The 23,529-nt window shown below is 45.5% G+C and carries 17 protein-coding genes and 1 pseudogene; 10 read left to right on the top strand and 8 right to left on the bottom strand.

Annotated elements, in window-relative coordinates:
• Positions 1–44: 44 nt before the first annotated feature.
• Positions 45–455 carry a methylglyoxal synthase gene (locus tag MASE_RS01820; protein ID WP_014948054.1) on the bottom strand — a complete coding sequence of 137 codons (411 nt, stop codon included), beginning with the start codon at positions 453–455 and terminating at the stop codon, positions 45–47.
• A gap of 613 nt (positions 456–1,068) precedes the next feature.
• Here MASE_RS01820 and argC point away from each other — a divergent pair.
• The 8 genes and pseudogenes from argC (at position 1,069) to MASE_RS01780 (ending at position 11,300) form a co-directional block, all read left to right on the top strand.
• The gene (gene argC, locus MASE_RS01815) at positions 1,069–2,082 is read left to right on the top strand and encodes an N-acetyl-gamma-glutamyl-phosphate reductase (RefSeq protein ID WP_014948053.1); all 1,014 of its coding nucleotides are present in this window, start codon (positions 1,069–1,071) and stop codon (positions 2,080–2,082) included.
• The gene (gene argB / locus MASE_RS01810) at positions 2,079–2,924 is read left to right on the top strand and encodes an acetylglutamate kinase (protein WP_014948052.1); all 846 of its coding nucleotides are present in this window, start codon (positions 2,079–2,081) and stop codon (positions 2,922–2,924) included. Before argC ends, argB begins: the two co-directional genes overlap by 4 nt.
• The gene (locus tag MASE_RS01805) at positions 2,921–3,832 is read left to right on the top strand and encodes an ornithine carbamoyltransferase (RefSeq protein ID WP_014948051.1); all 912 of its coding nucleotides are present in this window, start codon (positions 2,921–2,923) and stop codon (positions 3,830–3,832) included. The genes argB and MASE_RS01805 overlap by 4 nt, the downstream gene beginning before the upstream one ends.
• Before the next feature lie 37 nt (positions 3,833–3,869).
• Positions 3,870–5,081 (top strand): argininosuccinate synthase, encoded by a 1,212-nt coding sequence (locus MASE_RS01800; RefSeq protein WP_014948050.1) that lies wholly within the window; start codon positions 3,870–3,872, stop codon positions 5,079–5,081.
• Between the two features lie 53 nt (positions 5,082–5,134).
• Positions 5,135–6,517 (top strand): argininosuccinate lyase, encoded by a 1,383-nt coding sequence (gene argH, locus MASE_RS01795; protein ID WP_014948049.1) that lies wholly within the window; start codon positions 5,135–5,137, stop codon positions 6,515–6,517.
• Positions 6,518–6,535: 18 nt separating this feature from the next.
• Positions 6,536–7,845 (top strand): annotated as a pseudogene (gene argA, locus MASE_RS01790) (amino-acid N-acetyltransferase).
• Between the two features lie 218 nt (positions 7,846–8,063).
• Complete coding sequence (locus tag MASE_RS01785; RefSeq protein ID WP_014948048.1) at positions 8,064–10,301, top strand: bifunctional diguanylate cyclase/phosphodiesterase; 2,238 nt, start codon at positions 8,064–8,066, stop codon at positions 10,299–10,301.
• Positions 10,302–10,445: 144 nt separating this feature from the next.
• On the top strand, positions 10,446–11,300 hold the full coding sequence (locus tag MASE_RS01780) for an alpha/beta hydrolase family protein (RefSeq protein WP_014948047.1): 855 nt from the start codon (positions 10,446–10,448) through the stop codon (positions 11,298–11,300).
• Between the two features lie 66 nt (positions 11,301–11,366).
• Here MASE_RS01780 and MASE_RS01775 read toward each other — a convergent pair whose 3' ends face one another.
• Positions 11,367–12,479, bottom strand: coding sequence for a DUF2855 family protein (locus tag MASE_RS01775; RefSeq protein WP_014948046.1), 1,113 nt, complete (start codon positions 12,477–12,479; stop codon positions 11,367–11,369).
• 16 nt (positions 12,480–12,495) lie between these two features.
• Positions 12,496–13,911, bottom strand: a complete 1,416-nt coding sequence (locus MASE_RS01770) for an NAD(P)-binding protein (RefSeq protein ID WP_014948045.1) — start codon at positions 13,909–13,911, stop codon at positions 12,496–12,498.
• A gap of 124 nt (positions 13,912–14,035) precedes the next feature.
• Here MASE_RS01770 and MASE_RS01765 point away from each other — a divergent pair, with 124 nt between their 5' ends.
• Positions 14,036–14,614: a TetR/AcrR family transcriptional regulator gene (locus MASE_RS01765; RefSeq protein ID WP_014948044.1), complete on the top strand. Its 579-nt coding sequence runs from the start codon at positions 14,036–14,038 to the stop codon at positions 14,612–14,614.
• A gap of 48 nt (positions 14,615–14,662) precedes the next feature.
• Here MASE_RS01765 and MASE_RS01760 read toward each other — a convergent pair whose 3' ends face one another.
• A complete protein-coding gene (locus tag MASE_RS01760; RefSeq protein WP_014948043.1) occupies positions 14,663–16,138 on the bottom strand; it encodes a catalase in 1,476 nt (491 codons plus the stop codon).
• Positions 16,139–16,575: 437 nt separating this feature from the next.
• On the opposite strand from MASE_RS01760, the gene MASE_RS01755 reads away from it, so the two are divergent.
• Complete coding sequence (locus tag MASE_RS01755; protein ID WP_014948042.1) at positions 16,576–17,103, top strand: hypothetical protein; 528 nt, start codon at positions 16,576–16,578, stop codon at positions 17,101–17,103.
• A gap of 157 nt (positions 17,104–17,260) precedes the next feature.
• Here MASE_RS01755 and yghU read toward each other — a convergent pair whose 3' ends face one another.
• From yghU to MASE_RS01735, 4 genes are all read right to left on the bottom strand, one after another.
• Positions 17,261–18,118: a glutathione-dependent disulfide-bond oxidoreductase gene (gene yghU / locus MASE_RS01750; RefSeq protein ID WP_014948041.1), complete on the bottom strand. Its 858-nt coding sequence runs from the start codon at positions 18,116–18,118 to the stop codon at positions 17,261–17,263.
• Between the two features lie 282 nt (positions 18,119–18,400).
• Positions 18,401–18,658, bottom strand: coding sequence for a hypothetical protein (locus MASE_RS01745; RefSeq protein ID WP_014948040.1), 258 nt, complete (start codon positions 18,656–18,658; stop codon positions 18,401–18,403).
• Between the two features lie 310 nt (positions 18,659–18,968).
• Complete coding sequence (locus tag MASE_RS01740) at positions 18,969–20,660, bottom strand: NAD-dependent malic enzyme (RefSeq protein WP_014948039.1); 1,692 nt, start codon at positions 20,658–20,660, stop codon at positions 18,969–18,971.
• Between the two features lie 77 nt (positions 20,661–20,737).
• On the bottom strand, positions 20,738–23,401 hold the full coding sequence (locus MASE_RS01735; RefSeq protein WP_014948038.1) for a penicillin-binding protein 1A: 2,664 nt from the start codon (positions 23,399–23,401) through the stop codon (positions 20,738–20,740).
• Positions 23,402–23,529: the final 128 nt, after the last annotated feature.

Raw genomic sequence — 23,529 nt, 5'->3', positions numbered from 1 at the left:
CAGCTTCTGCCCACCAAACTACAAGGCCGTTGATTTAACCAATCTTAAAAATTCGGTTTAACTGGCTTGTAGTCGGGTGACAGAAAAAGCGGCGACGTTATTACTAGGTCAGCTGTGGCGGGTGTGCAGGCGACTGGCACATTCCATACCGAACACAGTCGTAGCAGCGCTTTAACATCAGGGTCGTGAGGCGCTGGGTTTAGCGGATCCCAGAAAAAGAAAAGTGCATCTAGCTTGTTCTCAGCGATGAGTGCTCCTATCTGCTGGTCGCCACCAAGCGGGCCACTTTTGTAGCGCGTAACTTCTAGCCCCGTTTCATTGGCAATTAAACCGCCTGTTGTGCCTGTTCCCACTAAATTACACTGTTTGAGCACATCAATGTGCTGCTTAACCCAAGCAAGTAGCTCAGGCTTTTTATGATCGTGCGCAACAAGCGCCAAGGTAAGTTTGCCCATTTTATTTTCCGAGTTAATCCTAACAACCAATACTCACGGCCACTGTCGACATACGGTAACAATTTACCAGCTTTGCATGGTTAGACACTGTAACTAGTCATATCAAGCATTAATGATGAACGACGTGCATTACTGGTAAACATTTCCACTCAACCATATCGTACAGTGAGTATAAATATTCAGTTCTATTGCGTAACTTGTCAACTTACTGTCACAACTATAAATATATTATTAGTTATATTTTTTGTGGCGTAGTCGCCGCAACCACCCAATAAAATATTTATACATTTTTATTGCATAAACATTCAGATTAGATACACTAGTCGACGGTTAAAGCATCCAACTCATAATTTTGAGTTGCGACTTGATAGGAATTGATGATGACACAACCAACTCGCGTTGTTGGTTCAACCACTGGCAACGATAAAGAGTTTACCTCTCCCCTGGCTGGCTACACGATGCATAGCGTACGACGATGCGTGCGCCTTTCTATGCTTTTGCGGTAGCACACTTTTTACCTTTGTAATGTGGTAGCGGTTAGGCAAGGATTTACGCCCAACCAGTTTACAAAGGTAAAAAGTGTTTTTTTTCTCCTTTTATTGAATTTTTGATTATGTACAGCGTTTCGATTATTGGTGCCAGTGGTTACACAGGGGCACAACTTGTTCAGTTAGTTATTCAGCACCCTAAACTTGCATTAGCGGGGACTTACGTATCTGAGAATAGTAGCGATGCGAGTAAAAATATTGCAGAGCTTCACGGCAACTTGGCTCACGTTAATGCCACACTGACGCCTATTTCGGATGCGGCATTAAAAGAAATGGCTGACGGTGTCGATTTTATCTTTCTTGCCACTCCTCACGAGGCGAGCCACGACTGGATGCCTGTCCTATCTTCGGGCAAAGCCAAAGTGCTCGATTTGTCGGGTGCATTCAGGCTAAAAGACACCAATGTCTTCGAACAGTTCTACGGCTTTCCACATACGCAAGAGCAAAGCTTGGCTCAAGCTGTTTACGGCCTTGCCGAGTGGCACGAAGCGCAAATTGCCTCTGCCGACGTTATCGCTGTGCCGGGTTGCTATCCCACTGCGAGCCTTAGTGCACTTAAACCTCTTGCTCACAACAATTTACTAGATGAAAGCGTACGCCCTGTAATTAACGCTGTTTCCGGCGTATCGGGTGCAGGTAGGAAAGCCAGCCTAACCACAAGCTTTTTTGAAGTTAGCCTGCAGGCATACGGTGTGCTAGGCCATCGTCACACCCCAGAGATTGAAGCTTACTTGGGCACCCCTGTTATCTTTACGCCGCACTTAGGTAATTTTAAAAGAGGAATTTTGGCGACCGTAACCGTTAAGGTTAAAGCTGGTACCACCAGCGCACAACTTGAACAAGCGTACACTGACGCCTATGCTGATAAACCCATTGTGCGTTTGCGCAAGAGTTTTCCAAAAATTGATGACGTTGCTCATACCCCATTTGTTGATCTGCATTGGAAGTTAGATGAAGCATCTGGATACGCAGTGATTACCGCTGCAATCGACAACGTAATGAAAGGTGCTGCCTCTCAGGCAATACAGTGCCTTAACATAATGACGAAACAACCAGTAGAGACAGGGTTAGTACTATGAGTGTTTCACCAATTGTAATTAAAGTTGGCGGTGCATTACTCGACGACACCGCCGCAATGACACGTTTATTTCTAAGCGTAAAAGACGTGCAGGCCACACGCCCCGTTGCAGTGGTTCACGGAGGCGGACCATTAGTGGAGACGCTAATGGCGAGTCTTGGTCTTCAAAGCACAAAAATAGATGGCCTTCGGGTTACGCCCGATGAACATATGCCTTATATCTGTGGAGCACTCGCAGGCTCTGCCAATAAGCAGCTATGCGCAGCGGCTTTGGCTTCAGGCTTAACCCCTGTTGGTTTGTCGTTGTTAGACGGCAATATGGTGGTGTGTGAGCCACTAGCTGACCAATACGGCGCAGTGGGCGTACCGTCAACAGCAGATGCATCATTTCTAAAAAGCGTATTAGCCCAGTCAACACTACCGGTTATCAGTTCTATTGGTTCAAGCCCACAAGGCAGATTACTAAATGTAAACGCCGACCAAGCCGCAACGGTTATTGCCGAGCTTCTTAACGCTGAACTTTTACTCCTTTCCAATGTTGACGGTGTGCTTGATGGTGACAAATTGCCAATTAGCGAACTTAGCGCTGCAAGCATATCGAAGTACGCAGATGAAGGCGTTATTACCGACGGGATGAAAGTAAAAGTGGATGCGGCACTCGCCTCAGCGGAGAATTTAGGCCGCGCAGTGTATATCGCGAGTTGGGCCGCCGACATCAACGACATTTTAAATAAAAAAACGGGCACGCAAATACTGCCCTCAGCACTGACAAATACACCGTCAAAAAACGCTGATTTACCCCACACCGACTTTACAAAAGGCAATGCCGGAGAAGTACAATGAAACAGGACCTACTAACCTTTGCAGACTGGACACCCGACGCAATGAAAAACTTGCTGCAATTGGCTGTAGAAATTAAACAAGCCCCAGCAAGTTACAGCAACGTGCTAGCGGGGAAGTCAATTGTTGCCCTGTTTGAAAAGCCGTCTTTGCGAACCCGCGTTAGCTTCGATATTGGTATCAACAAGCTTGGCGGCCACATGGTGTATTTAGATGTGCAGTCGGGCAAATTAGCAGGCCGTGAAGACGCAGTAGACACCGCCGCTAACCTTGCGTGCTGGGCTGACGCCATTGTTGCTCGCGTATTTTCTCACGATACGCTAGAAACCTTTTCTAAGGCGGCTAACGTGCCGGTTATCAACGCATTGTGTGATAAATATCATCCATGCCAAGGCCTTGCCGACTACCTCACAATGTTTGAACGCTTCGGCAAAACCGAAGGTCTTACCATGGCCTATGTAGGCGACGGCAACAATGTAACCCATTCTCTGTTAATTGTTGGGGCGCTTCTGGGTTGCAACCAAGTTGTAGTCACGCCAGAGGGGCACGAAGCGGCACCTGAAATTGTGGCGCAAGCCAAAGCGATTGCCGAGAAAACGGGTGTATCGATTGTTGAAAGCACAGAGCTTAGTGCTGCTAACGGCGCAGACGTTATCTATGCAGATACATGGCTTTCAATGGGTGACGAGACGCCACTTGAAGTGATCAAAGAAAAGTTCATGCCTTATCAGGTAAACGAAGCGTTGATGGAAGCAACCGGTGCTAGCTACGTTATGCACTGCCAACCTGCCCATCGCGATTTAGAAATTACGGGCTCGTTGATTGATAGCGATAAATCGCTATTAATGCAGCAAGCCGAAAATAGAATGCATGGCCAAAACGCCATTCTTACTCAATTACTTAACGCTTAAAAAGACGCCTACAAAGACGCTTAGAAGGATTATTTAGATGCAAAACGTTAAAAAAATCGTGCTGGCCTATTCAGGCGGGCTTGATACATCAGCCATCATTCCATGGCTTAAAGAAAACTATGGCTGTGAAGTTGTCGCGTTTGCAGCAGATGTGGGTCAAGGTGATGAAGAACTAGAAGGTCTTCATGAAAAAGCTATCGCATCTGGCGCAAGCGAATGCCACATTGTTGATTTGAAAGAAGAGTTCGTAAGCGAATATATCTTCCCAACTATCACTACCGGTGCGGTTTACGAAGGTGAATATCTACTGGGTACGTCAATGGCACGTCCGGTTATCGCCAAAGCGCAAGTTGAGATTGCGCGCAAAGTAGGTGCCGACGCACTATGCCACGGCTGTACGGGTAAAGGTAACGACCAGGTCCGCTTTGAAAGTACCTTTGCTGCTCTAGCCCCAGATCTTACGGTAATCGCGCCATGGCGTGAGTGGGACATGGTAAGCCGTGAAGACTTATTGGCTTATCTAGCTGAGCGCAATATTCCAACCACGGCGTCAGCAACCAAAATTTACAGCCGCGATGCAAACGCATGGCACATTTCACACGAAGGTGGCGAGCTTGAAGATCCATGGCAAGAGCCTACCAAGCAAGTGTGGACCATGACGGTTGATCCTGAAGATGCACCTGATACTCCAGAGCGCGTAACCCTGTCTTTTGACGAAGGAAAACTGACTCATGTTGATGGTGAGGCACTATCGCCGTATCAAGCGCTAGTTAAACTTAATACTGTTGCTGCGGCGCATGGTGTTGGACGTATCGACATTGTTGAGAACCGCCTTGTAGGTATGAAGTCACGCGGCTGTTATGAAACACCAGGAGGCACCGTACTGCTTAAAGCGTATAAAGCCCTAGAAACTATGGTGCTAGATAAAGCTGCGCTTAAATACCGTGAGCAGATTGGTCTTGAGTTCTCACACGTGATGTACGACGGCCGTTGGTTCACTGCCCTTAACGATGCACTGCTTGCTGGTGCTGCGTCTTTTGCGAAGAAAGTAACAGGCGATATCGTGGTTAAGCTATACAAAGGTCAAGCTACGGTTACCCAGCGTCAATCGCCGAACAGCCTTTACTCTGAAGACTTTGCTACCTTTGGTGCAGACGATGTTTACGACCAGAAGCACGCTGAAGGCTTTATCCGCCTGTTCAGCCTTTCAAGTCGTATCGAAGCATTGAAAAAACAAGGTGAACAATAAGCGTTACCTACAATAGTAAAGCTTAAGTCAGAACAGCATTTAAGGAGCATCACATGGCGTTGTGGGGTGGCCGGTTTGAATCCGGTGCAAGTAGTATGTTTAAACAGGTTAACGACTCGCTGCCGTTTGACCAAGTTATGGCAAGCCAAGATATTCAAGGCTCTATCAGTTGGTCGCGTGCGCTGCAAAAAGCAGGCGTATTGACCGTTGATGAACAAGCCCAGCTTGAGTCTGCATTGAGCGAGTTAAAAGCGAAAGCTGATGCAGGTGAACTAGACTTTAACGCATCTAGCGAAGAAGACATTCACAGCTTTGTTGAAGCAGCGCTTATAGAGAAGCTTGGTGACATTGGTCGTAAGCTTCATACCGGGCGTAGCCGAAACGATCAGGTTGCCACCGACTTTCGCTTGTGGGTACGTGAACATATTGCCTCACTTCGCGCTGATGTTTTAGGTGTAATAAAGTCGCTTCTTAATGCCGCTAGCCGTCATCAAGAAGCGATAATCCCAGGTTACACCCACTTACAGCGTGCACAGCCTATTCACTTTGCACACTGGTGCTTGGCTTACGTTGAAATGCTAAAGCGTGACTTAAGCCGTTTAGACGACTTGAAAGTACGCATGAATCAGTGCCCTTTAGGTTCAGGCGCATTGGCAGGTACTACTTTCCCTGTAGACCGTCACGCCATTGCTGAAGAACTGGGTTTTGATTCTCCATGCCTTAACAGCCTAGACGCTGTGTCGGACAGAGACTTTGTGCTAGAGCTTTTATTTGTAGCCAGCACTAGCATGATGCACTTGTCACGTCTTGCCGAAGACATGATTTTCTATAACTCTGGCGAAGCAGGATTCTTACAGCTTGGCGATAGTGTAACCTCTGGTTCATCGCTTATGCCGCAGAAGAAAAACCCTGATGCGCTTGAATTAATGCGCGGCAAATGTGGCCGTGTGTTTGGCTCATTGCAGGCCCTGCTAGTTACCATGAAAGGCCTTCCTCTTGCCTACAACAAAGACATGCAAGAAGACAAAGAAGGGGCTATCGATACGGTTAATCAGTGGCATATTTGTTTATGTATTGCCAGCGAAGTGCTTGATTCACTGCAGTTAAACGAAGAGCGCTGTCGTGTTGCGGCAACCCAAGGGTTCTCTAACGCCACTGAACTTGCCGATTATCTGGTAGGTAAAGGTGTACCGTTTAGAACAGGCCACGATATTGCAGGACGCGTTGTGCTTCAGGCCATTGACAAAGGCTGTGCCATTGAAGATTTACCACTTAGCGACATGCAGGCTATTTGCGATAAAATTGAAGACGACGTATACCCGGTACTACAGCTAGAGTACGGCGTGAATCAACGCAATATCTTGGGCGGCACCAGCAAAGAAACCGTGACGAAAGCACTGTATCAAGAGCTGGAAGACTTGGATAAGCAAGGGTAGCGACAAGGAACTGCTTAGATGGTATTAGCGCATCATGACGGCATAAAACTGTTTCGCAGTTCACTGCCCTATATTAATGCTCACCAGGGAAAGACCTTCGTTTTGATGTTCGGTGGCGAAGCCATCGAACATCCTAATTTCCCTAATATTATTCACGACATTGCCCTACTTAACAGCTTAGGCGTGCGCGTGGTCGTAGTGCACGGTGCCCGCCCACAGATTGATCAGCGCGTTGCCCTTCGCAACATCGAAGGTCGCTTTGAAAGCGGTGTACGCATTACCGACAAACAAACCCTTGAGTGCGTTAAAGATGCCGCCGGCTCGGTACGCTCTCAGGTAGAAGCCTTATTGACTATGGGGCTACCAAACTCACCTATGCACGGCTCGCAAATACGCGTGTGCTCGGGCAACTTGGTCGTTGCCAAACCAATGGGCGTGCGAGGCGGCGTTGATTTTGAAACACTGGTTTAGTGCGTCGTATTGATACGACCGGCATTAACGACCACTTAAACGATGGCTCAATTGTGCTGCTATCGCCTATGGGCTATTCATCAACGGGAGAAGTGTTTAACTTGTCTCACGAAGATGTAGCTACGCAGGCGGCTATAGCCCTTAAAGCTGACAAGCTGATCGTATTTTCGAATTTTGATGGTGTATACAACCGCGAAGGTCGTTTACTTCGCACCATTGAACGCCCTCAATTAGAACAGCTTATCATGGCAGGCGACATTACCACCGAAGATACGGTGTTAAGTGCCCTTACCACCAGCGTTGCTGCAGGTGTGCCTCGTGCCCACTGCATCAGTTTTGAAAAAGACGGCGCCTTGCTTCAAGAATTGTTCACCCGCGACGGAACGGGTTCACTAGTTATGGAGCACCATTATGAACAACTGCGTGCAGCCACTATTGAAGATGTGGGCGGTATCTTAAAGCTGATAAAACCGCTAGAAGAAAGCGGCGTATTGGTAAAGCGTTCTCGTGAGCGTCTAGAGAACGAAATTAACCAGTTTATTGTCATCGTGCGCGACGGCATGATCATCGCCTGTGCAGCCTTGTATTTATACCCTGAAGACGGCTGTGCCGAACTAGCCTGTGTGGCGACCCACCAAGACTATCGCGGCAAAAACCGTGGCGAACGGATTTTAGATGAAGTGCGCACCCGTGCTAAAGAAGCCGGTATTAACAGCATTTTTGTACTGACCACAGTTACCGCACACTGGTTTTTAGAGCAAGGGTTTGAACCTGCTGACATAAGTGCGCTACCTGCCGTGAAGAAAGAGCTATATAACTTCCAGCGTAATTCTAAAGTATTCACTTTATCGGTATAAGGCCCTGCGCACTAAGCTCAATCAATTAAGACGTTTCCTTATTGTTAATTAGTAAGGAAACTTCCCTCTCCTTTTTATATCATATTGAATATATTAGTGTTATGACTATGTTTATTGCTACCACTCACATTAGCAAAGGGTTATATTAAACCATTCACTCCGGTGAATTATTTGCAACACTCTAGTATTGAACTTATTTAAACGTCAGCGGTTTACTAGTGATTTCTCGAACAATAAGAATTTTAAAACACTATCTTTTAGTTGATGAAGATAACCTAAGAACCACCGATGCTGACGTGTGGCGCCTCAGTGTGCTGCGCACTATTCTGCTCATTGGCGTTGTCCTTACCTCGGCCATCGTGGCGCACTCTTCATATACTGCGTATGTACAGGAACTTTATTATGTTATGTACTTAACGCTGGGCTTCACTGCTTTTCTCTTCGCCACACTTTCGATAGGCTTGAAGCATATAAAGATCGCTTCTGCGTGCTTAGTTTTAGCGGTAGTTGGAGCTTCCCTGTGCATACTCTTCTTCACAATAGACTTAGAATCGGCGCGTTATGGCTTACTTTTGCTGTTTACGCTGCCTATTATTGTTCGAGTTTTGTATGGGGTGAAAGCATCCATTGCGACCATGCTATTCAATCTCATTCCGTATTATTTACTGCTGAACAATACGCAAGTATCTCCTTTGTTCGGCATTGATATTACATTGCCGGATACCCACACGTATTTAGCATCGTTAATTTTCCTGTTTTTCAATTTCTGCATTCCAATGGCTGTACTGCGGGTCATGTCGTCATTAGAAAAACAGTCTGAGCACAATTTATTACAAAGCAAAAAGCTTAATAAACTTGTTAGCCGTTATCAGGAAATTTTTAACAATGGTGGTACACCGTCTTTCTTTTGTGACGAACAAGGGCGCATAATTCAGGCTAACAAGGCTGCAAGAGCGCTAGTCAAAAAGTACCGGCCAGAGAGTGAATATATTCAAGATCTCTTCTCTTTATCTCACCCCATTACAAAGGGTGTAAACCAACACGCTTCCATTTTTAACACACCCGAACGAGAATTTAAGCTTCAACCTGCTAGCCTTGAGCATCACAAAAAACAACTTATCCACTGCCATGATATATCCGCCAATAAGAAAAGCTTGATGGAGTTTGATGCATTCAAGAAGCAGCAGTATGAGAAGCACTATTTTAATGAACTAACGGGACTGAAAAACCATCACTTTTGGAAAATAGCGGAGTCGAGCGAGAGTATTTTAAATCGACATATTGTCCTGCTGAAACTGGCTAACCTCAGAGAAGTAAACCTGCAATACGGTTACAGTCAAGGTGATCAGCTGCTTTTAAGCGTAGCGTCACTTTTACAAAGCGAATTTACAAATGATGTCTCGGTATATCAATTCCCTGGCGCTAAATTCTTATTTACCGTAAACGGCAAACATCTTTCAACACAAAGTATAGAACATTATCTTGAGCGTCGATTGCCCACCAGCATGGTTATCAACTCAGCGCGAGGCACTGTAGAACATATGCTGAAATGGCGAGCGGGGCATTATCATGCCAGTCGTGAAATTAGTTTAGATGCGGCCGCCGAGTGCTGCGCAATAGCGTTAAGCCAAAGCGATGAATTCGCGCCGTACATCTCCTTTAGTATCAATACGGTGAAAACTATTCGAGAAAATACGCAACAAAAAGATAAGGTAAAGGCCCTTCTTGATAATGGGTGTCTTGCTTTGTATTTGCAGCCTCAGGTGTCGCTCCATGGCGTTACGGTGGGCTACGAAGTGCTGGCAAGATTGAAAGAGCCAAAGTCTGGTACCGTTCTTCAACCATTTCAGTTTCTGCCTTTGGTGGAAGAAAACAAATGGGAAGTACTGTTCACACAAAAAATTATCGATGGCACCTTGGCACTTTTAGACAAGTGGCCTAGCAACCTACCCAAGGTCCCCCTAGCGATCAACTTATCGGGGCCAGAATTACTTAGCGACCTCTTTTATGAAAAGCTATTACGTCGCTTCTCAGAGAGCCCTGAGCTCGGAGAACGCCTTAAATTAGAGCTAACAGAGACGTCTGTATTAGCCAGCCATTACGAGACTAAGCGACGCTTAACGTCGTTAGCCAATGTGGGAGCAACCATTATTATTGACGACTTCGGCACTGGTCACGCATCACTTTCCCAGCTTATTGATATGTCTGCTAGCGTTATAAAGGTAGATAGAGAGTTTGTAGAAAGAGTAGAAACGTCTGAACGACATCGCAAGATTGTTAAGATGACTCTAGACCTCGCTAAGAGTCTAGACATGCAGACCATTGCCGAAGGGGTAGAAACACAGGCGCAGCTGCGTGTACTTAAAGACATGGGTTTCAATATTTTCCAAGGATATTTATTTGGAAAACCGGCTCCTATTGAGCATTGGGTTAAGACGGCAAAAGCACGCGCATAAAAACATGAAAATCGCGACTTGCGTTCAACATGTGGAATTATCAGAAATTGAAATAGTCGTACTATTGCAAATCTTAACAATCGGCGCTTTACTGGTATGACCAGAAGCGTAACGAAAACTAAGGTATGCCTTGTGAGCAAGACGATGACAAAGGATATTCAAGTAACCTGTGAAGATGGTACTCATCTAGCAGCTTCACTTTTTACTCCACATTCCCCCGCTAAAGCTGCAGTTATGATTGGCCCTGCAACGGGTATAAAACGGCAATTCTACAGCGCTTTTGCCGCCTATTTATGTGAACAAGGCTTTGGTGTTATCACCTTCGATAACAGAGGTATTGGCGGTTCGGTAAAAAGCAGCGTTAAAGAAAGCGATGCGTCGTTGGTAACATGGGGCGAGCAAGATATGCCAGCGGTGCTAGAGACATTGAAAATTCATTTCCCTAACGTCCCCTACTTTCTTGTTGGTCATAGTGCAGGTGGTCAGCTGCTGGGTTTGATGCATAATGTGCACGACCTTACTGCCTTTTGTAATTTTGGTAGCTCTTCGGGCAGTCTGAGAAACATGCGTAAAAGCTATTTGCTAAAAGCCCATTTCTTCATGAATTTCTACATTCCCGTGAGTAATTTACTGTTCGGCCATACTAAATCTCAGTGGGTCGGCATGGGAGAGCCACTACCTAAAAAAGTGGCCCGTCAGTGGCAAAAATGGTGTAACGGTAAAGGCTACGTAAAAACAGGCTTTGGCAGTGATGTTAACGAGCATCACTACGACACCATTCAGATACCTTCTAAATGGCTGCTCGCCAATGACGACGATATTGCTAATATTCATAACGTTCACGATATGATTAGCGTTTTCCCCAATATGGAAGCAGAAGTTGAGGAGCTAGATCCACAGGCCTACAACGTAAAAGAAATAGGTCACATGAAGTTTTTCTCCCGTAAATGTCAGCATTTATGGCCTAAGGTCACCAATTATTTTAATCAGTATGTGTGATATTACCCTCGAGCGAGCGCTTTTTATCAAAGCGCTCGAACTCAATATGGGCGCTCTGGTTACGCGCTAAGCAAGTGTGTATATTCTTCCTTCATTTGAAGGAATGAGGCCTTGCTGATGTTCGCTAAAGTCATCTTGTAGCGCGCTCAACCCTTCACGCTCTTTAACGTTTAACCAACCGGCGCTCCACACAATGGCTTTTGATACAAACCCGCTACTTAACTTCTGGTACTCAGCAATCCCAATCTCAGACATACGCTGCTGTATATGAGCAGGAGCAAAGAAGAACTCCTCATCGCTTGACGGCTTAATGTCCTGCCAGTGAGTAAGCCCTACGCTGATGTATCTTGTTAGGTGTTCACCAAGTTTATGTTTGATGGATGCTTTGACCTGAGCATTACCTGACATGTCGACCACAACAGTGCTTTTCAGTTGCAACATGTCCAGCTGTTCATAACCAATAACGGCGCTGTATACACCCAATGCTTCTAGTGATGCAACACGCTTTTCAGAGGTTACACCTATTGCGTTAATACCGGCTTCTTTAAACGCAAAAGCAAGCCCTAAACTGGTTTTGCTTGAAGCACTTAATACTAATAACTGCTCTCTTTGTGCCCCAGGTATAGCATCGACCACTTCTGATAAACAAAAGGATGTTGCGTAAAGCGGCCACAGCAACATCTGAAAGTTTTCTTGCTCGTGCTGCTTAGTGCTTATTTCAGCGTTAGCGTGGGCCGTTAGTGAAGGAAGTGGTCGGTAGACATTATACCCTTGGGGCAACTTCAAACGATGAGGGCTACAGTCTATTAAATTGTTGTTTGTCACCGTAGTGTTAGCCATAACCAAATATTCAGCGGGCGGGAAATAACCAAGGAAACGACTTCCTACTTCTACCGCATCGTTGTTAGAGCTAATTACTTGACCCACGCCCCATACCGGAATAACACCCCAGTTTTCGTTACTACTTGTATTAATGGGTGGAAAAAACTGCCAATAACCAAGCTTGTCACCCACCATATAATAGGTCAAGTTATTGGCAGTAAACGCGAACCTTTCAATTTTGATTACTACGTTTTTTGCCTTTCCAGCACCCTCTGTCTGCGCGTTATCAGGGCTATCAACTGTTTGTTTTATCCGAAAGCGATTTGGGTTCGTTTTGTCTATTTGAAACTGTTTCATCGATATTTATAACCTTTTAAAGCTGTCCGCTCGCTTTTAAGCTGTGTATGTAAATCATCAGCTTTTGCATGGCCGGTGCCGCTGCTTGCTTCAATCGCCCTAACACCTGCATTTTTTGCATATCGTCTTTTGCCACGCCGTGTACTATTTTTGAAAAGCCATCTAGTCGACAATGGTAAATCCACGCTTTAAGCGCTGGGTCTTCACCCCAAATTTGCATGTTTCGTAACATTGCTGCAGTCATTGGTAACCAATCGATGTCGCGATTAGGCAGCGGGACCACTTGTGTCAGCATCTGCTTTTGTTGTTCATCGCTGTAGGCCGCCTCAACGTGAGCAATAAGCGCCGCACTAAAAACAGGTTGATAGGCACGCACTGTTTGAGGGGTGATGGTGTCGCCATCAAACACCGCTTTCATTTCTAAATTAGTAAGTGCAGAAGCTGAGCAGTCAATAACCAACGCGTTATCTGGCATACTCCACGTTGTATCTTCAAATCTGAGCTTATCGCGGCTGATATGTTTAACCCGACCTTGTCTAACGACAGATGGTAGAGTTTGTAAGGCTTTAAGCTCTAATTCGCTCACCGTTGCGCCGTGAAACATACTGGGTCTTACTTTCTTATCAATACGCAGTAAAACGCCCCGCTCTTCTAGTTTGTCGAACATATCCTCGATGGAACTTGACGCAGCGATAGCTTCCATTTGGTTTGCTTGTGCCCCAATAGAATGAAAGAAGAAGTCATCTAAGGGCTGGGTATTTTTCCGGTTCAGTAACCATGCATCTCGCGATACTACCCAGTGGATATTATGCGGGGCGACGTGATTTTCAAGCAGCCATAGGCAGGTATCAATACCCGTTTTACCCCCACCAACAACCACATAGTTGTTAAAGCCTTCAATCATTTGAACCACGGTATTAACCGGCGTAAATGCAACGTCGTCGTCGCGGGTAAAGCTAGGTGTATGAGTAAGCGGAATATTAGTGTTTAGATAAGTGGCATCAACAATTTTCTTGTTAACCGTAACGTTATAGTGCTTGCTATTTAACATAGAAACAAACTGGTTATTGCCCTTGTATTCGCAAAGCGGGTAATACTGCACTCGGTTTGAAGGCAAAAAGGTTTCGTTCATTACCGCATCGAAATACGCACTCACTTCTTGGCCTGAAGCTAATCCCATTAGGCCTTCATTCAATCCTGTTTTATCAATAACGCCACGATTTAACTCTTTTGAACACACGCCGTAAAAAGCAGAAGGCTGGTGAAGAGTGACAAAGGGATAAGCATAGTTCCAATGCCCTCCGGGCTTCGCATTTTTATCTATAATCAAAATGTTAGCGTTAGTTTCGTGAAGTAGTACGTCAGCAAAAGCCATCCCTACCGCGCCAGCACCAACAATTAAATAATCGCAGGTTAATTGCTCAGTTTTCATATATAGTGTCCTTATGAACAACCTGCGGGCAGGCAGGTTAAGTGTTAAACCAAGAGATATAACGGCGTTATAAAACCACTTTACATAACGGTGTTATATTGCGCAACATGTAAATGATGTGTAAATGAAAAAAGATACGCGACAAAAGATCTTAGACGCTGCCTCAGCACTGTTTTTGAAAGGCGGAACGAATGCACTTAGCGTGCGTGCCATTGCTGACGGTGCGGGTATGTCAACGATTGGCATCTATAGCCATTTCAAAGGTAAGCAGGGTATTTTAGATGCGCTCTACATCGAAGGTTTCGAATTAGTTGAGCGTGAAATGTTGGCAGCCGATGGCAATACTGCGGCAGAAAAAGTGATTAATGGCTGCGAGCGTATTTTAACGTTTTCAGAAACTCATGCGGCCCATTATCGACTAATTTTTGCTTCTAAGTTGAAAGACTATACGCCATCAGATGAAGCTATCGAGGCAGGTGAAAAAGCCTTTATCACGCTAACTAAGCTTACCGCTGCGTTAATTAAAAAAGATCTGTCTGTTGAAGAAAAGCAAGATGTAGCTATGCAAGTATGGGCACTAAATCATGGTTATATTACGTTGAATCAGCACGAAATTAGCAACCGTATTACTTGGAACAATTGGAAAGAACGCGCACTTCAGGCCATTCGCTTGCACGTTTACGCCCTAGTCGCTACCCAGTAAAAAAGGGGTCAGAGTACATTTTAATAAAGTACTCTGACCCCATTTACTCTATTTGCTGGCTACCGCCTTTCTCACGCGAGTACCATAATCGCTGTCGGCTAAATCGTATTGCACAAACATGGCTTCTTGAACGTCCTTCGTTGCCTGGCTTAAGCCGTCAGCAATGTTGTTAACCAGCTGCTGTTTTTGATCTTCACTCATAATGCGGAAAAGGTCACCGGCCTGTGAGTAGTTATCTTCGTCACGGTTATCGTAAATATCTAACCATGCGTCTTGCTCAAGCGGCATAGGCGGCTCTTGAACCTCTGGTGCTTCAGCCGGCTCACCAACTCGCGCGCGATTGTTTGGATAGAAGTTGGCTCCACTTCCTGCAAGTGCTAGGTTAATTCCCGCAAAGGCTCCATCTCGTTGATAATTGTGCACTGGGCAACGAGGCGCGTTTACCGGTATTTGGTTGTAGTTTGCACCAATGCGGTATCTGTGCGCATCTTGATAGCCAATTAGTCGCGCTTGAAGCATCCTGTCTGGCGACGCACCAATACCCGGTACCAAATTGCTCGGCGCGAACGCTGCTTGCTCAGTTTCTGCAAAGTAGTTATCAACATTACGGTTTAACTCCAACTGCCCTACTTCAATTAATGGAAAGTCGCTGTGCGGCCACACCTTCGTTAGGTCAAACGGATTAATGTGGTAATTACGCGCTTCCTCTTCATTCATAATCTGCACATTTACGGTCCACGATGGAAATTCGCCGTTATCAATGCTTTCGACCAAGTCTTGCTGAGCGCCATAAGCAGGCATCTTTGCCGCTTCTTCGCTAGTTAGCGTTTTAATACCTTGGTTAGTTTTAAAGTGCCATTTCACCCAATAGCGTTCGCCTGCGTTATTCCAGAAACTCAACGTATGAGAGCTATAGCCATTCACATGACGATATGAAAGTGGAATACCGCGATCAGACATCAAGATTGTCGATTGGTGTAATGACTGAGGGTTGTTCGCCCAAAACTCATACACGGCCTGCGGGTCCGGCAAATTCGTACGCGGGTTTTTCTTTTGACTGTGAATGAAGTCAGGAAACTTGATGCCATCTCGTAAGAAGAATACCGGAGTATTATTTCCTACCATGTCCCAGTTTCCCTGTTCGGTATAAAACTTCACTGAGAAACCACGAGGATCACGGGCATAGTCACTTGAATCCTGACCACCACCTACGGTAGAAAAGCGCAAAAACACGTCGGTTTTTTGCCCCTCTTTTTGCAGAAAGTCTGCAATAGTGTAGTCAGATAAGCTCTTAGTTAGCGTAAAGGTGCCATATGCAGCACTGCCCCTTGCGTGAACTACACGCTCTGGAATTCGCTCGCGGTTGAAGTGCGCAAGCTTCTCAAACAAATAATGGTTGTCGAACGTAACCGGCCCGCGTGGTCCCGCTGTTCGGCTCTGATTATCATTGGCAACGGGCGCACCATTGCTAGACGTTAGCGTAGTAGGTTTTATAGCTGCACCTGAAAATGGACACTTACTCATTGCGAATTCCTTCTGTTTATTTCTCACCGATTTTTAGTCTTACTAAAATTGGGTGTCAGTGTGTGATTAAAGAAATGGTGTTAATCACGCTTTTCGTTTAAACAGATGATCGCTGATTTAATAAAACAATTAAAACAAACAAAATAGATAGTTATAATCGTAATTATTGAATCATTGTCCAAGATTAGTTTCATTCTTAGGATACATTGATGTGGTGTTATCGAGACAACGAATACGCGAGGCTTTTTATGTCGCTGTATTTAGTGTCAGGTAAGCGTTAAGCGGCGTCTCTCCTGTTATTAAGCCAGCACCAGAACGCTCTAAGGCCACAGCACATTTGTCTCTCTGCGTATTACTTTTTTGCAATGAAAGTCTAGCTTTGACCTTTGTCCGTAACTAAAGAGACAAACGTTTGTCTAATGCTAAGGGCTTGAGACATGGCAAAGCCACTCATCTTCATTACTGGTTTTTTAATGCTGTGCATTATCACTTTTGCGTCTTGGAAAACCTTTGAAACATTAAGCCATTTCAACGATAAAAATAACGAGCTTTCTTTTATGGGCAGCTCAGGATGGCAATGGCACAACAAATCACAGGGGCTTCAAATAAAACGAGTCGATGGCTATTTGCCTGCGCTGAGAAAAGTATCTAAAAGCAAAGAATATGCATCGCTCATTACTATTACAGAAAGCGGCAGCTATCGCGGCTTTGTGTTTTTCGACCAAGATTGTGAAGAAGGCGCTATTGTCTCTGAGAAAGTAACTTACGCCGATACCAAATCACCACAAATTGAAGTGTTGCACTGCCTTCATGGAAAGCTGGTGTACATAAAAAATTGGCCGGCAGTACCCACTGAACGCTGGCGAGGTCGTGTGGGCAATTTTGAATTTAATGAAGCTTTGAATGAGTGGGATTTCACACCACTTCAAAAAGCCTATCTAAAGAGTGTTGCAGAGCTCATCTGAAAATTGGGGTCAGAGTACTTTTTTAAGCTATCGGGCCAGAGTAGGTTCTGACCCCGTTTTATGTTGATGCCTTTCGTTAGCCATTCTGATGCTAAAAAGGCGATTAACCAAAGTAATGTACTCTGACCCCAAATTAAATGTACTCTGACCCCATTATTTAGGCTTTGGTGAGTGCGTCGTCGATATCTTTTGCGCTGTGGCGGTTTTCTAACTGACCACCGTCACCCCAGGTCTTATTGACAATACGGCCACGTTTAACGCCTTCTCGCTGCTCTAGTTGCTTAGCCCAGCGGACTAAATTGGTGTACTCGTGCACTTGAAGGAAAGTGGCTGCATCGTATAAATTACCTAGCACCAAGTTGCCGTACCACGGCCATATAGCCATGTCAGCGATACTGTACTCGCTACCTGCCATGAACTCATTGTTTGCTAAGTGCTTGTCTAGCACATCTAACTGACGCTTAGTTTCCATGGTAAAGCGGTTGATAGGATATTCCATTGGATATGGCGCATAGCTGTAGAAGTGCCCGAAACCACCGCCTAAGTAAGGCGCTGACCCCACCTGCCAGAACAGCCAGTTGAAACATTCCGCCTTTGCATGGGCGTCTTGCGGAATGAACTTACCGAATTTTTCCGCCAAGTAAACTAAGATTGACCCAGACTCGAATAGCTTGGTTTCTGGTGACGTTGTCGTGTCGACCATAGCAGGAATTTTACTATTCGGATTAACGTCAACAAACCCAGAAGAAAACTGTTCGCCCTCACCAATGTTAATCAGCCAAGCGTCGTATTCTGCTTCGCTCACGCCAGCTGCCAACAACTCTTCAAGCATGATGGTAACTTTCTGACCATTAGGCGTAGCTAACGAGTATAGCTGCAAACCATGTTCACCATTAGGACGAGCCTTCTCATGGGTAGCGCCTGACACAGGACGATTAATGCTGGCCCACTTGTTGCCGTCATCCTCAGCCTGAGTCCAAACTTCTGGTGGTGTGTAGTTACTTTCTGTCGACATAGCAATTCCTTTAAATGACTTTATCGTTAAGGTTAGTGCAATACATAGCTACTAAGAACAGCTTTTAAAGACTTATAGCTCAACGGCGTCGACTAATAAACGGCGATATACGTTTATTGACATAAAAAAGCCGCGCTTTAGCTTTATCCAGAGCGCGGCTTTATGAATAAAAGGCGAGCAGTCCGTTGCCCGCAAACTGGAACTATCGATAGTTGCTATAAAGATTTATGCCAGCGATAACCGAGGCAGAATCGATAGCGTGTAAAAAGGATTAGCCGCAAATTACTTAACCTCGTAGTAGGCATCAATTAAGTCGGACTCATCCAGATATGCAAACATTTCACTTTGCTCATCTACTGGGCTTTCTGAAACTGTACTAACAGCCGTTTTAGCAGCCTTTTCATCTTGTGCTGCAACATCAACATTAGATGCGTCGCAAGCTGAGAGTGTTGCAAGAGCGGCCATAACTAATGACGTAGAGAATGAGCGCTTAATAATTCGCGCGTAGAAAGGACTTACCTTGTTTTTTAACGTGGTCATCAATAACACCCCTTGCTCCTTGTTGTAACTATAAAGAGGTGTATCAATCATTGTGCCAACAAGAATTAATCATTTAATAACAGTAGGTTAGGAGCTTATTAACGAGAATACATATGAGCAACACATAGGAAATGTTGCGCATAGGCAACACCATATTACATTTGGTTGGAGTTCGGCCGCGAAATGGATGAAGTTCCAGCAGTGAGACGGTGGCTTACTTCAGCTTTTGGGTTGTAAGTCATGGTGAAAGCGTTTCTCACAAGTACAAAAAAAGCAGGCTAAGCCTGCTTTTTTATAACGTTAACGGATACTAGATGCTTACCCGCTTGTAAGGGCGGTACTCTGCTTTCCAGAAGTTACGCTCAATGCTGGCGCGCAATGCGTCGTCAGACATTTCAAGAGCAAGTCCCTGCTCCATCGCTACTCTACCCACCTCAAAAGCAATCTCTCTGCTAATTTCTGCAATGGCAGCAAGGGGTGGCAATAGTGAACCCTGACCCGTGTTGACTAATGGCGACGCTGAAGCAAGTGCGTTACTTGCAGCCATCAGCATTTCGTCACTAATTAGCTTCGCTTTAGATGCAACAACACCAAGGCCAATACCCGGGAAGATGTAAGAGTTGTTGCATTGAGCGATAGGGAATATTTTGCCATCGTACTCTACAGGCTTGAACGGACTACCTGTAGCAATAATCACGTCACCTTCTGTCCATTCAATCACTTGCTCAGGACGCGCTTCAACTTGTCGTGAGGGGTTACTTAACGGGAAGATGATTGGCAGTTCACAACCTTGCTTCATGGCACGGATAACTTGTTCAGTGAACAAGCCAGGCTGGCCTGAAACACCAATAAGTACGTCTGGCTGCGCGCAGTGCATAACATCAAGTAGTGACGCATAATCTCCACTGAACGTCCAATCAGCCAAGTCAGCATTTTTCTGCTGAAGCTTTTGTTGGAAGTCGCGTAGACCTTCCATGCCTTCGGTTACCAAACCAAAACGGTCAATCATGAACACTTGCTTACGTGCTTGCTCGTCAGTCAGGCCCTCAAATACCATTTGTTGAATGAGCATTTCAGCAATACCACAGCCTGCCGAACCCGCACCCACGAACACCACCTTCATGTCGCGTAGCTTTTGCTGCTTGGTTTTACATGCCGCCAAAATAGTACCAAGGGTAACGGCAGCAGTGCCTTGTATATCGTCGTTAAAACAACACACGTCGTTGCGATAGCGGTTTAATAACGGCATAGCATTTGGCTGCGCAAAATCTTCAAACTGAATCATTACATCGGGCCAGCGTCGCTTCACAGCATTAATGAACATATCAACAAATTCGTCGTATTCTTCCTGTCCAATACGCGGATGGCGCGCCCCCATATACATTGGGTCGTTTAGCAGCTTTTCGTTGTTAGTACCTACATCTAACATTACGGGCAATGTATATGCTGGACTAATTCCACCACACGCAGTGTAAAGCGATAGTTTACCGATAGGAATGCCCATTCCGCCAATACCTTGGTCTCCCAAGCCTAAGATGCGTTCACCGTCAGTCACAACAATCACTTTCACTTTGCGCTTCGTAGCATTGCGAACAATGTCATCAAGCTGGTGACGTTCTTCATACGACACAAACAAGCCACGCGAACTGCGATAGATATCTGAAAACTGCTCACATGCATCACCTACAGTAGGGGTATAGATGATGGGCATCATCTCATCGATGTGCTTTTGAATTAGGCGGTAAAACAAGGTTTCGTTATTGTCTTGAATTGCGCGCAGATAAATATGCTTGTTTAGTGCTTCGTCAAAACTGCTGTATTGCATGTAAGCACGTTCAACCTGCTCTTCGATGGTTTCGTACCTTGGTGGCACTAGACCCGTCAGGTTAAACGCCGCACGTTCCCGTGCAGTGAAGGCACTGCCTTTATTCAGTAGGGGGGTTTCCAGCAATGAAGGGCCGGCATGAGGAATATAAAGATATCGCTGTGAATCTTCTGACATTGGTTTTCCGATAATGTGTTCAGGCAAATACATCACCTAAGCCTGAAGCGGCACGCGTCCAACGTGCCTCTTAGTAATTAGAATATTTCTTCTGGCTCAGGCGCAGTAGTCGTATCCTGCGTGGCCGGATCCAACACTTCGTCATCGCGAACATAAGTCGTTGGCTCGGTTCCCTGCAGGAAATATTCGAATAGTGTCGTATGGTCTGTTCGTCTGGTCAACTTTCCACTGGTACGATCAATGCGAACACGCACTATATTCTCTGGTACGGGCATTGGCGTATGTGGTTTATTTTCTAGAGCATGTTGCATAAATCTGATCCACGCTGGCTCAGCAGCTTTAGCTCCATCTTCAATGCCGATCATTGCGTTGCCTATCCAGTTGAATTTCTCAGCATTCTTATTAATAAGGTTTTGGTTTCGCGTAGCTCGCCCTAACTGACGCCCCATGTTGTCGAAGCCTACCCATGTGGTGGCCACCAAATCTTTGTGGAAACCACTGAACCACGTGTCTCGCGAGTCATTCGTTGTACCCGTTTTCCCAGCTATGTCAGTACGCTGAAGAATATTACGAGCACGCCAGCCGGTGCCTAACCAATAGGTTTTCTTGCTCCAATTTCCGTTTGCTCTCACAGCCGTTCGCATCATTTCTGCCACTAAGAAAGCGTTTTGAGCAGTAATAACCTGAGGCGCAATCACTTTTTCTGCAGCTTCGTCATCATCGACGTCGCCAAGTAAAATATCTTGATTTAGTTCAGCGGCAAGTAAGGCTTCAATATCGGCTTCTTCGTCTTCAGGTAGTATTTCTGGATCGCTTTGATTTTCACAACGATTGCACGCCCAAACTGGGTTTGCTTTCCAAAGCTCATCGCCGTTTTCATCAAGCACTTTGCTGATAAAATGAGGGTTTACTAAGTAGCCACCGTTCGCAATGACCGACATACCTCTTACTACTTCAAGCGGCGTATGTGAACTCGACCCAAGGGATACGGTTTCATCAAGTGGGATATCGTCTTTATTAAAACCGAAGCGCGTTAAGTAATCGGCCGTTTCTCTAAGACCAACACCACGCAATAGTCGAACCGATACCACGTTTTTCGATTTCCCAAGGGCTTTACGCATTCTAATTGGGCCGTCGTACTCAGCTGGCGAGTTTTGCGGTCGCCAAGCTACACCCGTCGCCGCATTCCATTGGTTAATAGGAGCGTCATTGATGATGGATGCAAGGGTATAGCCACTGTCTAATGCAGCAGAATAAACGAAAGGCTTGATGTTCGAGCCCACTTGGCGCTTGGCCTGTGTTGCTCGGTTAAACTGGCTTTGATAAAAGCTGTAGCCACCAACAACCGCTTCAACCGCACCGTTTTTCGGATTAAGTGCGATAAACGCTCCGCTCACCTCAGGGATTTGCGAAATGCGCCACTGCCCTTCTTGCTGTCTGATATAAATGACCGCCCCTTCTTGAGTCACATCTGAAGCGGTTTTGGGATCACTACCCTGCCTAAAGTCTGTAATGTAGCGTCGGGCCCAATCTAGTCCATCCCACTCGACTGTTATTGCTTTGCCATCTACAGACAACACTTCTATCGACTGCTCATTTACTTTCGTAACAACCGATGGCAAAAGAGGTTTAATGTGAGGAATCTCTTCAAGCACGCGCATGATTGATTCGTTATCCCACTCTTCTCGTGTTGTCTTATCACTTATGTCATAGCTCAATGAAAGTTGTGGAATCGCGTCATCCTTTCCTTCTGGCTTAGGAATATTCCATAAGTAGCCAAGGGCGCCTTTATAGCCATGACGCTCATCATAGTCATGAAGATTTCGAACCACCGCACGCTGAGCAGCTAATTGAAGATCTGACGTTGCAGTCGCAAAAACTTGGTATCCGCCGGTTTCTGCTTCTTCTTTTCCATAAATCTCTACCATTTCGTTATAAATGGTGTCGGCCAAATAAGGCGCATCCACTTCAATTTCAGCACCGTGCTTCTTCGCTGAAACTGGCGCATTGGCAGCTTCATCGAACTGCGCTTTAGTGATGTACTCTTCGTCAAGCATACGAAGTAAGACCACGCGTCTGCGTTCGACAGAACGTTGCGGCCCGCTGATAGGGTTAAGCACTGATGGCGCCTTTGGAAGACCTGCAATAGTAGCAATTTGAGCTAAAGAGAGTTCGTTAAGCGGTTTGCCATAGTACACTTGGGCGGCCGCCCCAAAACCAAAAGCTCTATGGCCCAATTCGATTTTGTTGAGGTACAGCTCAAGAATTTCCTGCTTAGAAAGCTCTTGCTCCATGTGCAGTGCTATAAAGATTTCTTTGATCTTTCTGATATAGGTTTTTTCCCGACTAAGGAAAAACCCTCGTGCTAGCTGCATGGTTAACGTACTTGCTCCCTGACGCTTTTCGCCAGTAAGGACTAAACTTACTGCAGCACGCATTATACCAATGGGGTCAATACCGTGGTGTTCGTAGAAGCGACTGTCTTCGGTAGCGAGTATGGCGTTAATTAATTCTTGCGGGACTTCCTCAAGTTTTACGGGGATCCGCCGTTTAACTCCATACTGTGAAATAAGTTTTCCGTCTTTGGTGTATATCTGCATGGGTGTTTGCAGGCGTACATCCTTAAGTACAGTAACACTTGGTAGGTCAGGTTTGATATAAAAGTAAATACCTACCAGTGCTGCAAAACCAAGAAGGCCTGATAGAAAACTAAATAAAATAAGTGGTTTGATGTACTTCACTGTAACGGATACCAAGACATTTTGTTGAAATGACGTATATTTTATACGTATGTGTTATCTCTAGAACCATACGCATAAGACTATTAGAGTAACATTGTACTTTAGAGCAACTACCTTTGAAACTGGAC

Origin of the sequence: Alteromonas macleodii ATCC 27126, assembly GCF_000172635.2 — a bacterium.
GTDB lineage: Bacteria > Pseudomonadota > Gammaproteobacteria > Enterobacterales > Alteromonadaceae > Alteromonas > Alteromonas macleodii.
The sequence above is the reverse complement of the archived record's forward strand: the minus strand, read 5'-3'. Positions and strand labels throughout refer to the sequence as shown.

Bases quoted from the DNA above. Each gene is read 5' to 3' on its own strand.
- MASE_RS01820 (WP_014948054.1), bottom strand. From the start codon at position 455: ATGGGCAAACTTACCTTGGCGCTTGTTGCGCACGATCATAAAAAGCCT.
- MASE_RS01775 (WP_014948046.1), bottom strand. From the start codon at position 12,479: ATGAAACAGTTTCAAATAGACAAAACGAACCCAAATCGCTTTCGGATA.
- argB (WP_014948052.1), top strand. From the start codon at position 2,079: ATGAGTGTTTCACCAATTGTAATTAAAGTTGGCGGTGCATTACTCGAC.
- MASE_RS01805 (WP_014948051.1), top strand. From the start codon at position 2,921: ATGAAACAGGACCTACTAACCTTTGCAGACTGGACACCCGACGCAATG.
- MASE_RS01760 (WP_014948043.1), bottom strand. From the start codon at position 16,138: ATGAGTAAGTGTCCATTTTCAGGTGCAGCTATAAAACCTACTACGCTA.
- MASE_RS01800 (WP_014948050.1), top strand. From the start codon at position 3,870: ATGCAAAACGTTAAAAAAATCGTGCTGGCCTATTCAGGCGGGCTTGAT.
- argC (WP_014948053.1), top strand. From the start codon at position 1,069: ATGTACAGCGTTTCGATTATTGGTGCCAGTGGTTACACAGGGGCACAA.
- MASE_RS01755 (WP_014948042.1), top strand. From the start codon at position 16,576: ATGGCAAAGCCACTCATCTTCATTACTGGTTTTTTAATGCTGTGCATT.
- yghU (WP_014948041.1), bottom strand. From the start codon at position 18,118: ATGTCGACAGAAAGTAACTACACACCACCAGAAGTTTGGACTCAGGCT.
- MASE_RS01770 (WP_014948045.1), bottom strand. From the start codon at position 13,911: ATGAAAACTGAGCAATTAACCTGCGATTATTTAATTGTTGGTGCTGGC.
- MASE_RS01765 (WP_014948044.1), top strand. From the start codon at position 14,036: ATGAAAAAAGATACGCGACAAAAGATCTTAGACGCTGCCTCAGCACTG.
- argH (WP_014948049.1), top strand. From the start codon at position 5,135: ATGGCGTTGTGGGGTGGCCGGTTTGAATCCGGTGCAAGTAGTATGTTT.
- MASE_RS01740 (WP_014948039.1), bottom strand. From the start codon at position 20,660: ATGTCAGAAGATTCACAGCGATATCTTTATATTCCTCATGCCGGCCCT.
- MASE_RS01745 (WP_014948040.1), bottom strand. From the start codon at position 18,658: ATGACCACGTTAAAAAACAAGGTAAGTCCTTTCTACGCGCGAATTATT.
- MASE_RS01780 (WP_014948047.1), top strand. From the start codon at position 10,446: ATGACAAAGGATATTCAAGTAACCTGTGAAGATGGTACTCATCTAGCA.